General features: G+C 38.2%; 17 protein-coding genes and 1 pseudogene. 14 read left to right on the top strand and 4 right to left on the bottom strand.

What is annotated here, in order from left to right; translation table 11 throughout:
• The first annotated feature begins 33 nt into the window (after positions 1-33).
• Positions 34-1,611 (top strand): 4-alpha-glucanotransferase, encoded by a 1,578-nt coding sequence (malQ, locus tag A3IA_RS0102425; protein ID WP_018379754.1) that lies wholly within the window; start codon positions 34-36, stop codon positions 1,609-1,611.
• 12 nt (positions 1,612-1,623) lie between these two features.
• Positions 1,624-3,885: a glycogen/starch/alpha-glucan family phosphorylase gene (glgP, locus tag A3IA_RS0102420; protein ID WP_018379753.1), complete on the top strand. Its 2,262-nt coding sequence runs from the start codon at positions 1,624-1,626 to the stop codon at positions 3,883-3,885.
• 423 nt (positions 3,886-4,308) lie between these two features.
• Here glgP and A3IA_RS13365 read toward each other — a convergent pair.
• Positions 4,309-4,556, bottom strand: a pseudogene (locus A3IA_RS13365) (hypothetical protein); the annotation flags it as partial.
• A 302-nt stretch (positions 4,557-4,858) separates the two neighbouring features.
• Between A3IA_RS13365 and A3IA_RS0102415 the strand changes: the two are divergent.
• The 3 genes from A3IA_RS0102415 (at position 4,859) to A3IA_RS0102405 (ending at position 7,758) form a co-directional block, all read left to right on the top strand.
• Positions 4,859-5,659 carry a transporter substrate-binding domain-containing protein gene (locus A3IA_RS0102415; RefSeq protein ID WP_018379752.1) on the top strand — a complete coding sequence of 267 codons (801 nt, stop codon included), beginning with the start codon at positions 4,859-4,861 and terminating at the stop codon, positions 5,657-5,659.
• A gap of 576 nt (positions 5,660-6,235) precedes the next feature.
• Positions 6,236-6,511, top strand: a complete 276-nt coding sequence (locus A3IA_RS12225) for a PLP-dependent aminotransferase family protein (RefSeq protein WP_018379751.1) — start codon at positions 6,236-6,238, stop codon at positions 6,509-6,511.
• A 428-nt stretch (positions 6,512-6,939) separates the two neighbouring features.
• Complete coding sequence (locus tag A3IA_RS0102405; RefSeq protein ID WP_018379749.1) at positions 6,940-7,758, top strand: transporter substrate-binding domain-containing protein; 819 nt, start codon at positions 6,940-6,942, stop codon at positions 7,756-7,758.
• 937 nt (positions 7,759-8,695) lie between these two features.
• Here the strand turns inward: A3IA_RS0102405 and mnmE are convergent.
• Positions 8,696-10,063 carry a tRNA uridine-5-carboxymethylaminomethyl(34) synthesis GTPase MnmE gene (mnmE, locus tag A3IA_RS0102400; protein WP_018379748.1) on the bottom strand — a complete coding sequence of 456 codons (1,368 nt, stop codon included), beginning with the start codon at positions 10,061-10,063 and terminating at the stop codon, positions 8,696-8,698.
• Positions 10,064-10,078: 15 nt separating this feature from the next.
• A complete protein-coding gene (locus A3IA_RS0102395; RefSeq protein WP_018379747.1) occupies positions 10,079-10,795 on the bottom strand; it encodes an XRE family transcriptional regulator in 717 nt (238 codons plus the stop codon).
• 440 nt (positions 10,796-11,235) lie between these two features.
• Between A3IA_RS0102395 and rpiA the strand changes: the two genes are divergently transcribed.
• The 7 genes from rpiA to A3IA_RS0102360 all read left to right on the top strand — a co-directional run bounded on the left by rpiA (position 11,236) and on the right by A3IA_RS0102360 (position 16,905).
• A complete protein-coding gene (gene rpiA / locus A3IA_RS0102390; RefSeq protein WP_018379746.1) occupies positions 11,236-11,907 on the top strand; it encodes a ribose-5-phosphate isomerase RpiA in 672 nt (223 codons plus the stop codon).
• Between the two features lie 93 nt (positions 11,908-12,000).
• Positions 12,001-13,212 (top strand): phosphopentomutase, encoded by a 1,212-nt coding sequence (locus A3IA_RS0102385; RefSeq protein WP_018379745.1) that lies wholly within the window; start codon positions 12,001-12,003, stop codon positions 13,210-13,212.
• A 10-nt stretch (positions 13,213-13,222) separates the two neighbouring features.
• Positions 13,223-13,633 carry an arsenate reductase (glutaredoxin) gene (gene arsC / locus A3IA_RS0102380; protein ID WP_018379744.1) on the top strand — a complete coding sequence of 137 codons (411 nt, stop codon included), beginning with the start codon at positions 13,223-13,225 and terminating at the stop codon, positions 13,631-13,633.
• An 18-nt stretch (positions 13,634-13,651) separates the two neighbouring features.
• Positions 13,652-14,461, top strand: coding sequence for a purine-nucleoside phosphorylase (locus A3IA_RS0102375; RefSeq protein WP_018379743.1), 810 nt, complete (start codon positions 13,652-13,654; stop codon positions 14,459-14,461).
• Entirely contained in the window at positions 14,461-15,162 is a 702-nt protein-coding gene (locus A3IA_RS0102370) for a LemA family protein (RefSeq protein ID WP_018379742.1), read from the top strand. The genes A3IA_RS0102375 and A3IA_RS0102370 overlap by 1 nt, the downstream gene beginning before the upstream one ends.
• A 263-nt stretch (positions 15,163-15,425) precedes the next feature.
• Positions 15,426-16,136 carry a purine-nucleoside phosphorylase gene (deoD, locus tag A3IA_RS0102365; RefSeq protein WP_018379741.1) on the top strand — a complete coding sequence of 237 codons (711 nt, stop codon included), beginning with the start codon at positions 15,426-15,428 and terminating at the stop codon, positions 16,134-16,136.
• Between the two features lies 1 nt (position 16,137).
• Positions 16,138-16,905, top strand: coding sequence for a hypothetical protein (locus tag A3IA_RS0102360; RefSeq protein WP_018379740.1), 768 nt, complete (start codon positions 16,138-16,140; stop codon positions 16,903-16,905).
• A gap of 11 nt (positions 16,906-16,916) precedes the next feature.
• On the opposite strand, the gene A3IA_RS0102355 is transcribed toward A3IA_RS0102360, so the two are convergent.
• Positions 16,917-17,825, bottom strand: coding sequence for a LysR family transcriptional regulator (locus A3IA_RS0102355; RefSeq protein WP_026217520.1), 909 nt, complete (start codon positions 17,823-17,825; stop codon positions 16,917-16,919).
• A gap of 294 nt (positions 17,826-18,119) precedes the next feature.
• On the opposite strand from A3IA_RS0102355, the gene pyrF reads away from it, so the two are divergent.
• Together pyrF and pyrE are read left to right on the top strand one after the other, a co-directional pair.
• On the top strand, positions 18,120-18,818 hold the full coding sequence (pyrF, locus tag A3IA_RS0102350) for an orotidine-5'-phosphate decarboxylase (RefSeq protein WP_018379738.1): 699 nt from the start codon (positions 18,120-18,122) through the stop codon (positions 18,816-18,818).
• 41 nt (positions 18,819-18,859) lie between these two features.
• A complete protein-coding gene (pyrE, locus tag A3IA_RS0102345; RefSeq protein WP_018379737.1) occupies positions 18,860-19,489 on the top strand; it encodes an orotate phosphoribosyltransferase in 630 nt (209 codons plus the stop codon).
• The last annotated feature ends 69 nt before the right edge of the window (positions 19,490-19,558 follow it).

Here is a 19,558-nt window from a genome sequence, read left to right as displayed (position 1 = left end):
TTCTACAAAGAGAAAGATAAAAAGTTCCAAAAAATGATTGACTTACGCAAGCGTTTGCGTTATGATTTTTATATCAAAACAAAAAAAGAAGGGGAAATTGAAATGACCCAACGTGAAAGTGGCATCCTCATGCATATTTCTTCTTTGCCAGGTCAATTTGGAATTGGCTCATTCGGTAAAGAAGCATATGACTTCGTGGATTTTCTTGTCAAAACTAAACAAACTTACTGGCAAATCCTTCCATTAACAACGACCAGCTATGGAGATTCGCCCTACCAATCTTTTTCTGCTATTGCCGGAAATACGCACTTTATTGATTTTACGTTTTTAGCTGAATCAGGTTACTTAGCGGCAGAGGATTTTCAAGGGATTTCTTTTGGTAATAATCCAGAAGAAGTTGATTACGCCCTTATCTATGAAAGTCACCGTCCGATTCTTGAAAAAGCTGTTCAAGGTTTTTTAGCAAGTCTTGAAGGGAAGACATTATTAGAAACTTTTGTATCTGAAAATGCTTGGGTCTCTGATTTCTCTGAATTCATGGCTATTAAAGAGTATTTTGGCAATAAGGCACTTCAGGAATGGGACGATAAGTCAATCGTTCAGCGTGATACAGTAGCATTGTCATCTTACCGTGAGAAACTAGCAGATGACATCCTCTATCATAAGGTGACTCAATATTTCTTCTACTCACAATGGTTAGATTTAAAAGCCTATGCTAACGATAATGGCATTCAAATCATTGGTGACATGCCCATCTATGTGTCAGCTGATAGTGTTGAAGCTTGGACTATGCCAGAACTCTTCAAGTTAGATGATGAGCGCAAGCCTCTGACGATTGCAGGGGTACCAGCTGATGAATTTAGCGATACAGGTCAACTTTGGGGAAATCCTATCTATAATTGGGAGTTACATGAAAAAACTGGCTATGCTTGGTGGATTTACCGCATTCAAGAAAGTTTCAAACTTTATGATAAACTTCGTATCGACCATTTCAAAGGCTTTTCAGACTTCTGGGAAATACCAGGAGGAGATGATACAGCTTTAAATGGTCGCTGGTCAGAAGGCCCAGGTTATCGACTGTTTGAAGCAGTTAAAAATGAACTAGGTGAATTGCCTATCATAGCTGAAAACTTGGGTTATATTGATGCCAAAGCTGAAAAACTTCTTGAAGACACAGCCTTTCCGGGCATGAAAATCATGGAATTTGGTTTTTACGATGTAGAGGGGCAAAGCATTGACATCCCTCATAACTACACGCCTGATACAGTAGCTTACACTGGCACTCATGATAATGAAGTTGTCAATGGCTGGTACGACAATCTTAACTCTGAACAACAAGATTTTCTCAATGCTTATATCCATCGTAGTCAAGATGAAAAAATTTCGGAAGCCATGCTTCGTAGCCTATACGCAAGCGTTAGTCATATTGCTATTGCCACCATGCAAGACTTGCTTGATAAGGATGAGTCTTCACGGATGAATACGCCAAATACACTTGGTGGTAACTGGCAATGGCGTATGCTTGCAGATGATTTAACTCAGGATAAAAAAGATTTCTTGACTAAAATAACTGAGCTATACGCTCGTGCTAACACATCATTACAACATTAGAGGAAGAGGATAATGACTAAATCATTTACAACCTACTTAAACGACAAAGGGCAGGACTTAGCATCACTTAGCAACGAAGCCATCTATAAAGAATTGCTGTATTATGTTAAAGAAAACGCTGAGAAAATGCCTAAAAATACAGCAAAACGTAAAGTTTACTACATCTCAGCAGAATTTTTGATTGGTAAATTACTTTCAAATAACTTGATTAATCTTGGTGTTTACCAAGAAGTAAAAGAAGCGCTTAGTGCAGTTGGAAGAAGCATTAGCGAAGTTGAAGATCTCGAACCGGAACCATCTCTTGGTAATGGTGGTCTTGGTCGTTTGGCATCATGCTTTATCGATTCTATGTCAACGCTTGGCATCAACGGAGAAGGTGTCGGCTTAAACTATCATTTCGGTCTCTTTAAGCAAGTTTTCAAAGATAATCAACAAGGCGCTGAACCAAATGATTGGATTCAAGATGACTCATGGTTAGTTCCAACAGACGTTCACTATGACGTGCCATTCAAAGACTTCACTTTGCGTTCTCGTTTGGATCGTTTAGACATTCTTGGTTATCACCGTGATACCAAAAACTACCTCAATCTCTTTGACATTGATGGCCTTAACTATGATTTGATTGAAGATGGGATTACTTTTGATAAGACAAAAATCAAAGAAAACCTGACGCTTTTCCTTTATCCAGATGATTCTGACAAGGCAGGGGAATTGCTCCGTATCTATCAACAGTATTTCATGGTCTCAAATGCAGCTCAGTTGTTGATTGATGAAGCGATTGAGCGTGGCTCAAATGTTCGTGATTTGGCAGACTACGCCTATGTTCAAATCAATGACACGCACCCATCCATGGTTATTCCAGAGCTTATCCGTCTTCTAACTGAAAAGCACGGCTTATCATTTGAAGAAGCCGTTGACATTGTTAAAAATATGGTCGGCTATACCAACCATACGATTTTGGCAGAAGCACTTGAGAAATGGCCACTTGATTACCTCAGGGAAGTCGTGCCACATTTGGTAGAAATCATTGAACAACTAGATGCGATGATTGCTCAAGAAGTACCAAACGTAGGGTTACATATCGTTGACGAATCAGGACGTGTTCATATGGCACATATGGACATTCACTTCGCAACAAGTGTTAACGGTGTTGCGGCACTTCATACAGAAATTCTAAAAAACAGTGAATTAAAAGGTTTCTACGAGCTATATCCTGAGAAATTTAACAATAAAACCAACGGGATTACTTTCCGTCGCTGGTTAGAATTTGCTAACCAAGACTTGGCTACTTATCTAAAAGAGCTAATTGGTGATGATTACCTCACTGATGCAACTAAACTCGAAAAATTATCTGCATTTGCCGATGACGAGGCTGTTCACGCACAGTTAGATGCTATCAAACATCAAAACAAACTGCACTTGAAACGTTACCTCAAAGAAAATAAGGGCATTGATTTGGATGAACATTCAATTATTGATACTCAAATCAAACGTTTCCATGAGTACAAGCGTCAACAAATGAATGCTCTTTATGTCATCCATAAGTATTTGGAAATCAAACGTGGCAATCTTCCAGAACGTAAATTGACGGTAATCTTTGGAGGTAAAGCAGCTCCAGCCTACATTATTGCCCAAGATGTTATCCATTTAATCCTAAGCTTGTCAGAATTGATTAATAATGATCCGGATGTTAGTCCATATCTAAATGTTCATTTAGTTGAAAACTACAATGTCACGGTTGCAGAACATTTGATTCCAGCGACTGATATTTCAGAACAAATTTCCTTAGCTTCCAAAGAAGCGTCGGGAACTGGTAATATGAAATTCATGTTAAACGGTGCCTTGACTTTGGGAACTATGGACGGCGCCAATGTAGAAATTGCTGAATTGGCAGGTATGGATAATATTTATACATTCGGTAAAGATTCAGATACTATTATTGACTTGTATGATAAAGCTGGTTATGTTTCGCGCGATTACTACGAATCTGATGACAGAATTAAAGAAGCTGTTGACTTTATCGTATCAGATAATTTGTTATCAGTGGGTAATCATGAGCGTTTGAATCGTTTTTACCATGAATTGCTCAATAAAGATTGGTTTATGACTTTGATTGATTTAGCAGAATATATTGACATCAAAGAAAAAATGCTGGCAGATTACGAAGATCGTCAAGCATGGAACCGTAAAGTCGTTCATAACATTGCTAAAGCAGGATTTTTCTCATCCGATAGAACCATCGCACAATATAATCAAGATGTCTGGCATAGTTAAGTCAGATAAAGAGAGTTAGAAAACTAATTCACAGGTTGAAGAAAACGTCTATTTTGGACAATTTCTTCAACCTTTTTCGTTTTCTTGGAGAAGGAAAACTATTAGAAGGAGTACCAATCCTCTTCGAAAATCACATTCAGACCTTATTGACATGATGGTCTTCAGTTCCATCAGTATCGGCGTCGCCTAGTCTGATTTTCATTGCGTATCAATCAATATTTCTAAGAATTTTTTTTACCATTCGTCAAGTGTATCAAGACTTAATACAAAAATTATTTTTGAGACAGTAATCAATTACTGCCTGCGGTATTATTTTTCTTGATTTGATACTTTCAAAAGCGCCTGCAAAAATAACACCTTATGTTGAGAATTTTTGATAAGGTGGCACGATAACATGGCATAAGTGAGTCTATTGATTTGTGATTAATTGATAATCGTCGACTTGGTTATATGTCGGTAATACATTGTCCTGATGAAAAGATGCATGGAGGCAATCGTGTGTGGCTTAGCTTAGTTGAAGTCACTTACGATTGTCTCTTTCTTGTCCCATGGAAGTTCACGATATGGTAAGGATTGGTGTGGTTAGCTGAAGCAATGTTATGAATACACTTGAAAGTATCTTTCTGACATAAGGAACTACGCTTGGTGATGTATTTATTTACAATCAGGTCTTATACTCTTCAAAAATCAAAAGCAGACCTTATTGATGTGATTTGATGGACTTTAGTTCTGCGTTGCCTAGTTTGCTTTTGATTTTCATTGAGTATTACTTTTTCAACGTCTCTATCGTTTAGAGGGGGACATTCTGAGAGTTAGGAAACTAACTCTTTATATGCTTTAACTTATTCAACGAAAATGGCATAAGTGTATAATATACGAATATTTTTGTAAAATATGTAAAAAACCCTTGATTTCTAAATAAAAATAAGTTAAATTAGTAAAAATATAAATAATATACACTTAGGAGGCAGTTATGAAAAAGGTTTTATTGAGTGCTACAATGGTATTAGTAGGAGCTAGTTTGGTAGCTTGTTCAGCAGATAAACATGCAGATAATCTAGTTAAAATTGAAAACAAGGGGAAAATCGTTGTCGCTATGAGTCCAGAGTTTGCTCCGTTTGAATTTAAAACCCTAGTTAAGGGAAAAGATACGATTGTTGGAGCTGATATTGAATTGGCGAAAGCGATTGGAGAAGAACTGAAAGTCGATGTGGAATTTTCTGCCATGAGCTTTGATAACGTTCTTGCAAGCCTTAAGTCTGGTAAAGCTGATATTGCCATTTCAGGAATTTCAGCAACAAAAGAACGTCAGAAAGCCTATGATTTTTCCGATAGTTATTACGAGTCTAAGAATGTCATAATGGTGCAGAAAGCTAAGATTCAAGATTACAAAGGCTTCAAAGATTTTGATAATCAGGCAGTAGTTGTTCAAAAAGGGAGTATCCAAGAAAAAATTGCTAAAGATAACTTTAAAGGAGCCAATATTACCCCTTTGACTAAGGTAGGTGAAATGGTTGCTGAGGTATCCAATGGAAAAGCACAGGCCCTTGTACTGGAAGAAGCCATCGCAAAAGGGTACGCTGAAAAGAACAAGAATTTAGCCATATCAACGATTGAACTACCTTCAGATGATGCAGATGCTTATGCCATTGCCATGCCTAAAGGTAGTAAGAAATTGACTAAAAAGGTTAATGAAGTCATTAAATCCTTAAAAAAAGAAGATAAAATCAATACCTTTGTACAGGAAGCCTATGATTTGTCAGTAAAAGAGTAGTAGATTGCTAGATGTTTTGGTCTTGATGAAGAGTTGGATACTTATGAGACACAAGCCAAGTATGCTATTTCAAGTAGGTCCGTTTCAACTCTAACTCTAAGTTTTAAAAGAATCATTTGAGCTAACAGAAAGCCTCATCGCCAGAGTTTCCGACTGATTTTGTAGAGGGGGTGGGGATGGTTGGGTTGTAGGGGCGCCAGATTTTAACAGGTTGTATCCAGCCTATCCCCCATTATACTCAGCCTAAGCAAATTCTTCATACCAATAGGATGATTGGAGTAAAACTACTTACTTCTTATGCCTTTATCGAACCTGAAGATCATGTCGTTTTTCTTTATCCAACTTACCAGCAGTACTATGCTATTCCAAAGTCTTTGGGTGTATAGCTTGACTGGTAGTATGTTTATATTATAAAACGCTTGATTAGTTAGGAGCCATCAAGGATTTAAAAAGACTTAGTCGTCCTGATACTAAGATGATCTGTATCGATAATGGTAACAATCCTTTTGGTTTTCTAATGTCAGAGGAATTCTCAAAGAAGAGCTTACAATAGTTGAGTTTATTGGTACTTTTATCTTGTTGATTGACATTTACCGCTCGTTTGAAGACTCTTGGGATGTTTCGGAGATTGTTGATTTTTATGACAAGAGTATTTTGCTAAATAGCTTATCCAAAGATTTTTTCCTGCCGGAAATCCGTATTGCTTGGGGAGTATCTAATCTGGAAGTGTTTGCTGTTTTACAAGATTATGGGGATTACACGATGATTTCAGCAGATATTTTTGAGGACTGCTCAATAACTTATGTTCTTGAAGATAAAAAATCAATCTCAACCCTAATCAAAAAACGCTAACGTTAATTTGGCTATCTTAGGAGAATGGATAAAGCAGAACCATTAGCAGAAATGATATCACCCATAAAGGCTCCATTCATTTATAGTCTCTTGAATTAACTTTGATCCATCGTCACTTTCGACTTGACTAACTCAAGTACTGTCCTTGTCTGAAAGTTAAATCATTTGAGTATATCAAGTTAGCTACGAAATTATCCATTGACAATTTTAAAAGCATTGTTGCAAAAGATGGGAACTCTCCTAGGTCCAGTTAGTCGCTTTGATTTGGAAGACTATGTGGAATTAGGGTATCGGAATAAAGAGATTTTAAAGATGGAATTACAAAATTATCCAATTTTTAAATAAAAATGAATAAAAATACATATTTTTCTTGACTTGTGTTAGAAATGTTGTATAATATCATTATCATAAGAATTTGAGGATTAATCATGAAATTGAAAAAAATGTTTTTAGGAACAATTTTCCTAGCTTCTGCTGTAACACTGGCAGCTTGTGGCTCTTCTGAATCATCTGATTTACAAGAAGATATCAAAAAAGATGGCAAGTTAGTTGTTGCAGTCAGTCCAGACTATCCACCGTTTGAATTCAAAACGCTTGTTGATGGTAAGGACAAGGTCGTTGGTGCTGATATTGACTTGGCGCAAGACATCGCTGATGAATTGGGGGTTAAACTAGAAGTTTCAACTATGAGCTTTGATAATGTCTTGGCTAGCTTAAAGACTGGTAAAGCGGATATCGCTATCTCAGGACTTTCAGTAACTGAAGAACGTAAGAACGCCTATACTTTCTCTGATGCTTATTACACAACAGAAAATGCTATTTTGGTACGTAAAGAAGATGAAGGCAAATACACTAGCTTAGACCAATTATCTGGTAAGAAAGTTGCCGTTCAAAAAGGGAGCATCGAAGAAAATCTTGCTAAAGACCAATTGAAAGATTCTCAAATAGTTCCATTAACAGCTATGGGCGAAGCTATCAATGAGCTGAAATCGGGTGTTGTTGACGCCGTTGACTTGGAAAAGCCCGTTGCAGAGGGCTACATCGCTCAAAATAAAGATATTGCTTTGGCAAAGGTAGCCTTGAAGGTTGGAGATGGTGATGCAAAAGCGGTTGCCATGCCAAAAGGTAAAGAAAGCAAGAAACTCCAAAAAACAGTTAATAAAGTTATTGCCAAAATGAAAAAAGAAGGAACTTACAAACAGTATATTTCTGATGCGGCAAAATTAACAGGAAAAGCTGTCGAATAATCATAGAGTTTAGGATAGAGAAATTTTTTACTATTTAACTCTAAGAAATTGATAAGACTGTAAAAAAACGAACAATATAGTTTTCTGTTGGACAGAGTTCTATCTTGTTCGTTTTTTATATTTTGTTCTAGGCTCTATCGTTTTACACCTTCGGAGTGGAACGGACTTGAAGCCACATAATTAACGAAAATCTCATTGTCGAACACTCAATAATGGGATTTTTGTATCTAAAGTTTAGTAGGTTAAGTAAAAAATTATATAGTCAAATGGATTAACTTTCAGAACAAGAACAGAAAGGCGCAGACAGTACCTGAGTAGGATAAGTCGAAAGTGGTGATGTATCAAGGTTAATTCAAAAGGCTATAACTCAAAATCATAAATAGACGCCAGTCCAACTTCTATGAACAATTGTCTTTATACTCGATGAAAATCAAAATGAGACTGGGCAGTGCTGATGCAGCCAGAACTCAAGGTCATCAAATCAAGTCAACAACACTTGAATGTGGTTGTCGAAGAGCATTAAGTCAGACTAAGGCAAGTTTTGAAAGACCTTATGCAGTTTGTCAATTGTTTAGATTTCCTAGAGAAAAGAGAATCTCTACAAAAGGTTAATGATCCAGCATTTCTAAGAACTTGATATTGCTACAATCAAGTCTTATCTTTTTGATTTCTCTCGTTTTTTTGTGAGTTATCTACATTCTGCATTAACTGTCTAAAAGGTGGGATTCTTAACCCTCTGTGGCGCGAAAGTAAGAAGAGGTTGCTAATAGCTAAAAGCGTTAAGCTCCCACGACAATGCATTGAATAAGTCTGTGAAGGATAAGGCTTATCGTTTATGTTTGTTTTAATTTATTTAATTTAATCGATTAGAAGATAGCTTTAGCTTCATAGTATCCATGAGACATCTATTTTTGTTAAAGAGTTGTGCAGAGAAGCCTTATTTACCAAGACAGAATTGACTGAAGAGCTGTGTGATAAGTTCATCTGGGGCGGCATCACCTGTAATTTCACCTAAAATTTCCCAAGTTCTTGTCATATCAACTTGTAGCAAGTCAACTGGCATACCTAGTTCTAGACCTTCATTGACAGCCTTTAAGCTTTCAACAGCTTTTTCAATCAGAGAAATATGGCGTGCATTTGAAAGATAAGTGGCATCTTTTTCAACTAACCCTGCGTTTTCAAAGAAAAGTTGATTGATACGTTCTTCAATTTGATCGATATTCTCATTTTTCAATACAGAAATGGCAATGACATCATCTGGCAGCTTTCTACGTTCAATCTTTTCTTCCAAGTCAGTTTTATTCAAGAGTATAATACGGTTACTATCTTTACTGATATTAAGAAGTGTTCGATCTTGTTCAGTCAATGGTTCAGACGCATTTAGTACGAGCAGTACTAGATCAGCTTCATTGAGCGCTTTTTTAGAACGTTCCACACCAATGCGTTCAACAATATCATCTGTATCACGAATACCTGCGGTGTCAATGAGTTTAAGCGGAACACCTTTGATGTTGACATATTCTTCAATAACATCACGGGTAGTTCCTTCGATATCGGTTACAATAGCCTTTTCTTCACGTAAAAGATTATTGAGAAGACTAGATTTACCAACATTTGGGCGACCAATAATGGCAGTTGATAACCCTTCTCGCAAAATTTTCCCACGTTTGGCAGTTTGTAATAGATGTTCCAAGAGCGATTGAAATTCTTGTGTTTTCTCACGCATGAGAGCGGTGGTCATTTCTTCGACATCATCATACTCTGGATAGTCAATATTAACCTCAACTTGTGCCAAGGTATTTAAAATTTCTTGGCGTGTGTTATCAATCAGTGTTTTTAAGGAACCATCCAGCTGTTGGACTGCGACAGCCATGGCTTTGTCCGTTTTAGCACGAATCAAATCCATGACGGCTTCAGCTTGAGTCAAATCAACTCGTCCATTAAGGAAGGCACGTTTTGTAAATTCACCGGGTTCAGCCATGCGAGCGCCAGAGCGAATCAAGAGCTGGAGGATTTCGTTAGTGACAGCAACTCCACCGTGTGTATTGATTTCGACAACATCTTCACGAGTGAAGGTCTTAGGTTCTCGCATAACACTGACCATAACCTCGTCAATAATGTTATCATTTTCAACGATATGACCGTAATTAATGGTATGACTGGCAACGTCTTTGAGATTTTTTCCTTTAAAAACTTTTTGAGCAATTTCAATAGCCTGACTTCCTGATAGGCGTACGATACCAATAGCTCCTTCACCAAGAGGTGTTGAAATAGCCGTAATGGTATCAAATTCTTTGGTTATCATAAATATCCTTTCTGCTTAAATGGCAATAGTTGTGTCACGGCCAACAACTTGATAAATTTTGATATGAGTGTCTTCTTCTGGTGGAAATGGGAGAAGAATATCATCATAATCTGGGTTAATAGAAACAAGTCGAAGTTGTTCTTTTTCTAAATAAACTTGTTTCAAAAAGGTACGGTCGTTAACAGCGATAGCGCAGACTTCCCCATTATACGACGTAAAACCACGGTCAACCAAGTAAACAACGTCACCGTTACGATAGGTCGGATACATAGAATCACCGTTAACAATAGAAGCTATGTCATAGCGAGGTGGTTGTGAAGGGACATGAACCGTCTCAAAATCATAATCGTTAAAAGCATAACCCAGCCCAGCAGCAAGTTGTGTGACTGTTTTTACGGAGTAAATCGGTTGGTCTAAGTCTTGCTTTTCAGCTTCTTGTTGCGCCAACTGATGATTGAGAAAGTCTAGTACCTGTTCTTGACGACTACGATTCAGTTTTTGGAAAATAATTTGGTAGTCATCTTCTGAAATTCCAAGTAGTACCTCTGGTGATAAATCCAGCGCTTGGGCAAACTGTGGTATACGATTTAAGGGAAACTCTCTGGTCTTATTGAGATAACAAGAAACGGCGGATTTTGCCATACCAACCTGTCTAGAAAGTTGGCTCAGTGATAAATTTAATTCTGCCTTTCTCTGGCTGATTATATCGATGATTTCATTATTAGTATTCATATTTTCTCCTCAGACAATGCTCGCCTATTATAGCATCGTTCTCAAAAAAGAACAAGTTTAAAATGTCAACGAATCATTCTCCTTGTCAATGTAGTTGTTAATATTTTTCATAAATCATTTTACTTCGAGGAAGTTTAGATTTAAAAAATACTTCAATATAAGCTAAATTGCCGCCAGCAGAACTTTTTGAAGTGACTTTTCAGTTTTGGCTCAAATAAAAATTTGATAAGGTCTTGGCGATAATTCTATAAAATGCTTATTTTTGTCAAGACAATAGGCTGAAATCGTTAATTTGCCGTGGCAATTTTTTGTTGTGGTCTTGGTAAACAACGGTAGGACTGAGCTGAGAGACAAGGGAAATGATTTGTTAGCAAGAATTCGTTAACAAGGATTCGCTTTCATGTTATAATAGGGTGTAACTATTCTATAAGGAGTTTTTTATGGATGCATTGAAAAAATTAGCAGGTCTCAAGGCCGCTGAATACGTCACTGATGGGATGATTGTCGGACTTGGAACTGGCTCAACTGCCTATTATTTTGTTGAAGAATTGGGACGTCGTGTCAAGGAAGAGGGGCTCTCAATCATTGGCGTGACAACATCTAGCCAGACTTCAAAACAAGCAGAAAGTTTGGGCATTCCATTGAAAGCTGTTGATGACATTGATGTCATTGATGTTACTGTTGATGGTGCCGACGAAGTAGATCCGCAATTCAACGGTATTAAAGGTGGCGGCGGAGCCCTTCTTATGGAAAAAATTGTCGCAACTCCAACTAAAGAATACATTTGGGTTGTTGATGAATCTAAGATGGTTGAGCAACTTGGTGCCTTTAAATTACCAGTTGAAGTGGTTCAATATGGAGCTGACCGACTTTTTCGTTATTTTGAAAAAGAAGGTTATAAACCTTCCTACCGTCAAAAAGATGGGCATCGTTTTGTGACAGATATGCAAAATTACATTATTGACTTAGATCTGGGCAAAATTGAGGACCCCGTTAGCTTTGGTAAGCAATTGAAAGCTATGGTTGGCGTTGTTGAACATGGTCTCTTTAACGGTATGGTCAATAAGGTTATTGTTGCCAGTCAAGACGGTGTCAAAGTCTTAGATGCTTAATATTATTTTGTTTATAATAAATTTATTATTTTATAACAATCAGTTATACAGGTATTTGGGTGCTAACCGTAACCACCCTAGATAGGAAAATTTATGTCTACTTTTGATCGAATTCACTTAGTGGTACTTGACTCTGTTGGTATCGGTGCTGCGCCAGATGCTAATAATTTTGTCAATGCAGGGGTTCCTGACGGTGCTTCTGATACCCTTGGTCATATTTCAAAAACGGTGGGTCTCAATGTACCAAATATGGCTAAATTAGGTCTTGGAAATATCCCGCGTGAAACACCGCTTAAAACCGTACCTTCTGAAAGTCATCCAACTGGCTATGTGACAAAATTAGAAGAAGTATCACTCGGAAAAGATACAATGACTGGTCACTGGGAAATCATGGGTCTAAATATCACTGAACCTTTTGATACCTTCTGGGACGGATTCCCTGAGGAAATTTTGACAAAAATTGAAGAATTTTCTGGACGTAAAGTTATTCGTGAAGCTAATAAACCTTATTCAGGAACAGCTGTTATTGATGATTTTGGTCCACGTCAAATGGAGACTGGCGAACTCATCATTTACACCTCTGCTGATCCAGTGCTTCAAATCGCTGCCCACGAAGACGTTATTCCACTTGAAGAGCTCTACCGTATCTGTGAGTACGCACGTTCGATTACCCTTGAGCGTCCTGCCCTTCTAGGTCGTATCATTGCCCGTCCATATATCGGTGAACCAGGTAACTTCACCCGTACCTCAAATCGTCGTGATTTGGCTGTGTCACCGTTTGAAGACACTGTTTTGAACAAATTGGCTGACGCTGGTATTTCAACTTATGGTGTCGGAAAAATCAACGATATCTTCAATGGTTCGGGTATTACCCATGACCAAGGTCACAACAAATCAAATAACCATGGGGTTGATACGCTGCTTAAAACTCTTCAAGACCCAGAATTTACCAAAGGTTTTTCATTTACCAATTTGGTAGATTTTGATGCTCTATATGGACACCGCCGTGATGCCCACGGTTACCGTGATTGTCTGGAAGAATTTGATGCTCGCTTGCCAGAAATCACAGCGCTTTTAGGGGATAAAGACCTGCTTCTCATCACAGCCGACCACGGTAATGACCCTACCTATGCTGGAACAGACCATACCCGTGAGTACATTCCCCTCTTGGCATATAGCCCATCCTTTACAGGCAGTGGTGTGATTCCACAGGGGCATTTTGCTGATATTTCAGCAACGGTTGCCGACAACTTTGGTGTTGACACCGCCATGATTGGAGAGAGTTTCCTAGCCGAATTAAAATAAGGTGAACTAAATGGAAAAAGTCATTATTTATCACAATCCAAATTGTGGCACCTCTCGAAACGTGCTAGCTATGATTAAGCATGCTGGTATCGAACCAAAAGTCATCGAGTATTTAAAAACACCTCCTAGTCGTGAGGAACTGGTTGACTTATTAGACCAAATGAAGATAAGCCCCAGAGAATTACTTAGAACAAATGTAGATGAATTTGACAAGCATCACTTATCAGATGAAACCTTGTCGGATGAAAAGATAATTGATGCTATGATGGCAGATGCTATTTTAATCAATAGACCAATTGTGGTAACGAGTAAGGGAGCGAGGTTGTGTCGTCCATCAGAGACTTTGTTAGACATCCTTCCAGTTTCTTTACCAAGCCCATTTACCAAAGAAGATGGCGAAATCGTCTATCCTAAATCATAAAATAAAAAGGAGTTTATAATGTCACTATTAGAAAAAATTAGAGTTACCCAGTCTTTTCTAGAAAGTAAAGGGATTCAGTCACCAGAATTCGGTTTGATTTTGGGTTCTGGATTAGGAGAGCTTGCAGAAGAAATCGAAAATGCAATTGTTGTTGATTATGCTGATATTCCAAATTGGGGTCAGTCAACCGTTGTTGGTCATGCTGGAAAATTAGTCTTTGGTGACTTATCAGGACGCAAGGTATTAGCGCTTCAAGGTCGTTTTCACTTTTATGAAGGTAATCCTATGGAAACGGTCACTTTCCCTGTTCGTGTTATGAAGGCATTGGGATGTGAAGGAGTTATGGTCACCAATGCAGCAGGAGGTATTGGCTATGGTCCAGGAACTTTAATGGCCATCAATGACCACATCAATCTGACAGGAACTAATCCACTCATCGGTGAAAACCTTGAGGAATTTGGACCACGTTTCCCAGATATGTCAGACGCTTATACAAAGGCTTACCGTGAAGTAGCTCACAAAGTTGCTGAAAAACAAGGCATCAAATTGGAAGAAGGTGTTTATATCGGCGTAACAGGCCCAACCTACGAAACACCAGCGGAGATCCGTGCCTTTAAAACATTGGGTGCAGATGCTGTTGGTATGTCAACTGTTCCAGAAGTTATTGTGGCGGCACATTCAGGCATGAAAGTCTTAGGAATCTCAGCAATCACTAACTTCGCAGCTGGCTTCCAATCAGAGCTCAACCACGAAGAAGTGGTAGAAGTGACAACCCATATTAAAGAGGACTTCAAAGGTCTGGTAAAAGCGATTTTGGTGGAACTTTAATGAATAAACCTTGGTTTGCTGTTGCTAAAGGCATTCTTATGATTCTGGTATTGACAATGTTTTGGCTGATTATTTTTGCCGCTCTGGACACGAGTGGTTCAGAGCTGAATTATGAGCCTTTTAACGGAGCTTCCATAGTCTTAGGAATCCTGTCTTATGTCGTCATTTTATTTATCATCCAATATAACAAAGTCATTAAACTAAAGGAAGAAATTGCCAGTTCCTTCTATGCTATTGGTATAAAAGAAGGACATGTGACCAAGTTAATCGGACAACTAGATGAAGTTGCCAATAGATTACTTGATCATGAGTTGAGAATGTCTATCAAAAATACTTATTCAGAATTGGTAGAAAATGAAAAAACAACAGATAATATTACTTCCGATAATAGCAATGCTTATCATGATCAGGAGAAAAGGCGTTTTGAAAACCATTCTGGCTCCAAAAATCTTCATGAAAATTATTCTCAAATGTCTGATAAAGTGAGTAAGTTGGTTGAGCGTATTGAACGTGATACCAATGGAACAGCTAACCAAGACTTACGTGATTTAGCAAGTGAGATTAAAGAAGCAGAAGTGCTTGTAACTAATCAGAGACTGCACCATAATGATACAGTTTCAAGTTACAATAAAGCTATCTATGAGTTACCATTTGCTTTTTTACGTAAAACATTGGGGCATGTCGAACAACCTTATATTTAAAATGATTTTGGAGGAATTGTCAGACGAACAAGGATAACTGGACTATTGTAGCTGGTGTTTTAAGTTATTTGACTAGCATAATGTTATTTCTGGAAGACAATGGAACCATGGCACTCGTTCTGGTTCTGCCTAGGAACTGTGTGGTTTAGCCTATCCATGAAACAAAGTAGACGATTCCTCCGATTAAAATCAATATTACTAGCTCTGCCTACGGGGCGCCGCAGTCGCTACGGCAGACACTACCATAAGAAAGGGTATAAAAAATGTCAATTCATATCTCCGCCAAACAAGGCGACATTGCTGATAAAATTCTCCTTCCAGGAGATCCACTTCGAGCAAAATTTATCGCAGAAAACTTCTTAGAAGACGCTGTTGGCTTCAATGAAGTGCGTAACATGTTCGGCTACACTGGTACTTACAAGGGACAACGTGTCTCTGTCATGGGAACAGGGATGGGAATGCCATCTATCTCAATTTATGCGCGTGAATTAATTGTTGATTACGGCGTTAAAAAACTTATTCGTGTTGGAACAGCTGGCTCAATCGACCCAAGCGTTCATGTACGTGAATTGGTTTTGGCCCAAGCTGCAGCTACAAACTCTAACATCATCCGTAACGATTTTCCAGAGTATGACTTCCCACAAATTGCTAACTTCCAATTGCTTGATAAGGCCTATCATATTGCGAAAGACCTTGGTTTAACAACACACGTTGGTAATGTTTTGTCTTCTGATGTCTTCTACTCGAACATTCCAGAACGCGACATGAAGTTGGGTGAGCTTGGTGTAAAAGCGATTGAAATGGAGGCGGCAGCTCTTTATTACCTTGGAGCACAACATGGTGTTGATACCCTAGCCATCATGACTATTTCTGATAGTTTGGTATATCCTGATGAAAACACGACAGCAGAAGAACGTCAAAATACCTTTACTGACATGATGAAGGTAGGACTAGAGACCTTGATTGCGGAATAACATGACTATAGATACTGATAAGATTGCTGTTCTTTTAGATTTATACGCTTACCATCACTTATGGGAAATTCTTGACGATAAGATAAATGATGAAACTTATTTTCTTTTAGAAAGTTTGAAGGAGCGTAGAGAACTGAATGTTGCTTATCTTTTCAAGAAAGAAAAGGAAAGAAAGCAGTGCGAAGCTTACTTTAATCATCAACTGATATCCAATCCTTATGAGAAAGAGTTGCTAGCCAATTATATTTTCGACTTAGAAGCTAAGCTACGCAATGGCAAGATTATCGATTTTGTCAGAGCTGTTAGCCCCATCTTATATCGCTTATTTTTAGAACTTCTTGAAAATCAAGTGCCTGAATTAGCTGACTATATTAATAATTCTAAATCATCTCAATATGATACCTGGAATTTTCATAAAATGCATGCTTCTAATAATAAGGCGATAATATCGTATGTTTCTAAAAAACGAGATGGAAAAGTAACTTCTAGCAGTTTATCAGAATTGATTCAACACACTGATTTAGATGAAACCGTTAAAAAGACAGTTTCAGATTTGCGGGAATTTGAAAAGTCAGTTCGCAATCCATTAGCGCATTTGATCCAATCTTTCGATGAAGAGGAACTCCATCGGACAACTGGCTTTTCATCACAAACTTTTTTAGCGAAAATTATTGATTTAGCTCTGTGTTGTGATGTTGTCTATAATCGAGAAAAGTTCTATTTTGATCAAATGAATAGCCTAATATTAAAGGAATTAAAAAATGATTGACAAGCTGTCAATCATTTTTTGAATTGTACTTCTTCCAGCAAGTAATCGATGAATTTCTCACCCATTTTTGAAAGATTGGCCTTCTCATGTTTTAAATAGACAATATCAATTTGGTCGTCAACATCAAGTGGAATAGACACAATATTGTCACCGTTAAGTTTGCTGTTTAAGACACCTGTTGCGATGGTATAGCCATCAAGACCAATCATAAGATTGAAAAGTGTTGCACGGTCTGACACCACAATGGACTTGGGATGAGGAACCTGAGCCATAATTTCTTCAGAGAAGTAGAAAGAATTATGAACCCCTTGATCGTAGCTGAGGTAAGGAAAGTCTGCCAGATCTTCCAGTTGGATGACCTCTTTGGTTGCCAAAGGATTGTCCTTGCTGACAAAAATGTGCGGTTGAGTCGAGAATAGATTAGTCGCTACCAAGTGACTGTCGTCAAACAATTTTGTCAAAACATCCCTGTTGTAGCTATTGAGGAACAGCACACCAATCTCAGAACGGAAATTCTTAACGTCATCAATAATTTCATACGTTCTCGTTTCACGCAAAAATAACTCATACTTCGTCATATCCGTCTTATTTAACAGTGAGACAAAGGCATTGACAACGAAGGCGTAGTGTTGAGACGATACACTAAAAAGTTCCCTCTGAGCTGTTGGATTTTTATAGCGTTCTTCGAGAAGGTCAGTCTGCTCAATAACCTGTCGAGCGTAAGACAAAAACTCAACGCCATCCTTAGTCAGTGTGATTCCTTTTGGATTACGAATAAAAATAGTAATACCCATTTCGCTTTCCAAATCACGAACAGCGTTGGAAAGACTGGGTTGTGTAATATAGAGTTGTTTAGCTGCTTCATTCATTGAACCAGTTTCTACGATTTTTATAATGTATTGTAATTGTTGGATTCGCATAGCAATATTGTATCATAAAGCCATCTGAAAGATAAGATATTGTTAGCATTTCTCATAGAATGACTGGAAAATGCGGATTATATTTTGACAAGGGCTTAACAATTGGATATAATGGATGAAATTAAATAACCTTTAACTAAGTCCAGAGAGGCATAGAAGGTTGAGGTCTGCGGATCTCTTTCGGAATAATATAGTCAGTTAGCTTAGTCTGACTGGTCTGAAAAAGGAAAGTTCCTTGTTTTCGTAAAGCCTTGCCGTTTCTGGTGAGGCTTTTATTTTGCAAAGGAGACCAAATTGTTTGAAAAGAGACCGATTATTGCCCTTGATTTTCCTGATGGTGATAGCGTTAAGAGATTTTTAGGAAAATTTCCAGAAGGTGAAAGCCTTTATGTCAAGATTGGGATGGAGCTCTACTATGCCTGTGGTGCTGAGATTATTTCTTATGTCAAATCCATGGGACACAGTATTTTTCTGGATTTGAAGCTACATGACATCCCTAACACGGTTGAAGCAGCCATGAGAGTTTTAGCCGAGCTTGGAGTTGATATGACCAATGTTCATGCGGCAGGTGGTGTAGAGATGATGGCAGCAGCAAAACGCGGATTTGGCAAGCAAGGTATCTTAATTGCCGTTACCCAGCTAACTTCTACAAGTCAAGAACAGATGCAAGACAATCAAAATATTCAAACTACTTTAGAAGATTCTGTCAGACATTACGCTAAAAAAACTGCGGAGGCTGGTTTAGATGGTGTTGTTTGTTCGGCACATGAGGTTGGACTAATTAAGGAGGCGACGTCGATAGATTTTGTTTGCCTAACACCCGGCATTCGTCCGGCTGGTTCAGACTGCGGTGATCAAAAGCGCATAATGACACCCCGTCAAGCTAGGTCTGCGGGTTCAAACTTTATTGTAGTTGGCAGACCAATCACTCAAGCAGCCGATCCTTACCAAGCCTACCAAGCCATTAAGGCTGATTGGAATGCTTCATTATAACCCATAAATACAATTACTAAAAAGTCAAAAAGGAGACTGTTATGACACTTGCCACACAAATTGCTTCAGATTTATTAGACATTAAAGCCGTTTATCTACAACCAGAAGATCCTTTCATATGGGCATCTGGTATCAAATCGCCCATTTATACTGATAACCGCATTACCTTATCTTATCCAGAGACACGTACCTTGATTGAAAATGGTTTTGTTGAAGTGATTAGAGAACATTTTCCCGAGGTAGAAGTCATTGCGGGGACAGCGACAGCAGGGATTCCACATGGAGCCATTATTGCCGATAAGATGAACTTGCCATTTTCATACATCCGTTCAAAACCTAAGGATCACGGCGCTGGTAATCAGATTGAAGGGCGTGTGGTCAAAGGTGAAAAAATGGTCATCATTGAAGATTTGATTTCAACTGGTGGGTCTGTTTTGGATGCTGTTAAAGCTGCTCAGGATGCAGGGGTAGAAGTTTTGGGTGTGGTTGCTATTTTCACTTATGAATTACCCAAAGCTCAAGCAAACTTTGAAGAAGCTAATATCAAATTAGTGACCCTTTCAAACTACAGCGAATTGATTAAAGTCGCCAAAGTTCAAGGCTATATCAATGCTGATGGTCTCATGCTCTTGAAAAAATTTAAGGAAGATCAAGAGAATTGGCAAGATTAAAAATCAAGAAGCTGCTCCAGTCAGCTTCTTTTTTGGTATAATGCTCATCATTAATAATACTGTTTGAAG

The sequence above is a fragment of the Streptococcus thoraltensis DSM 12221 genome, assembly GCF_000380145.1.
Lineage (GTDB): Bacteria > Bacillota > Bacilli > Lactobacillales > Streptococcaceae > Streptococcus > Streptococcus thoraltensis.
Note: the sequence above shows the minus strand (reverse complement) of the source record. Positions and strands in the feature narration are given on the sequence as shown.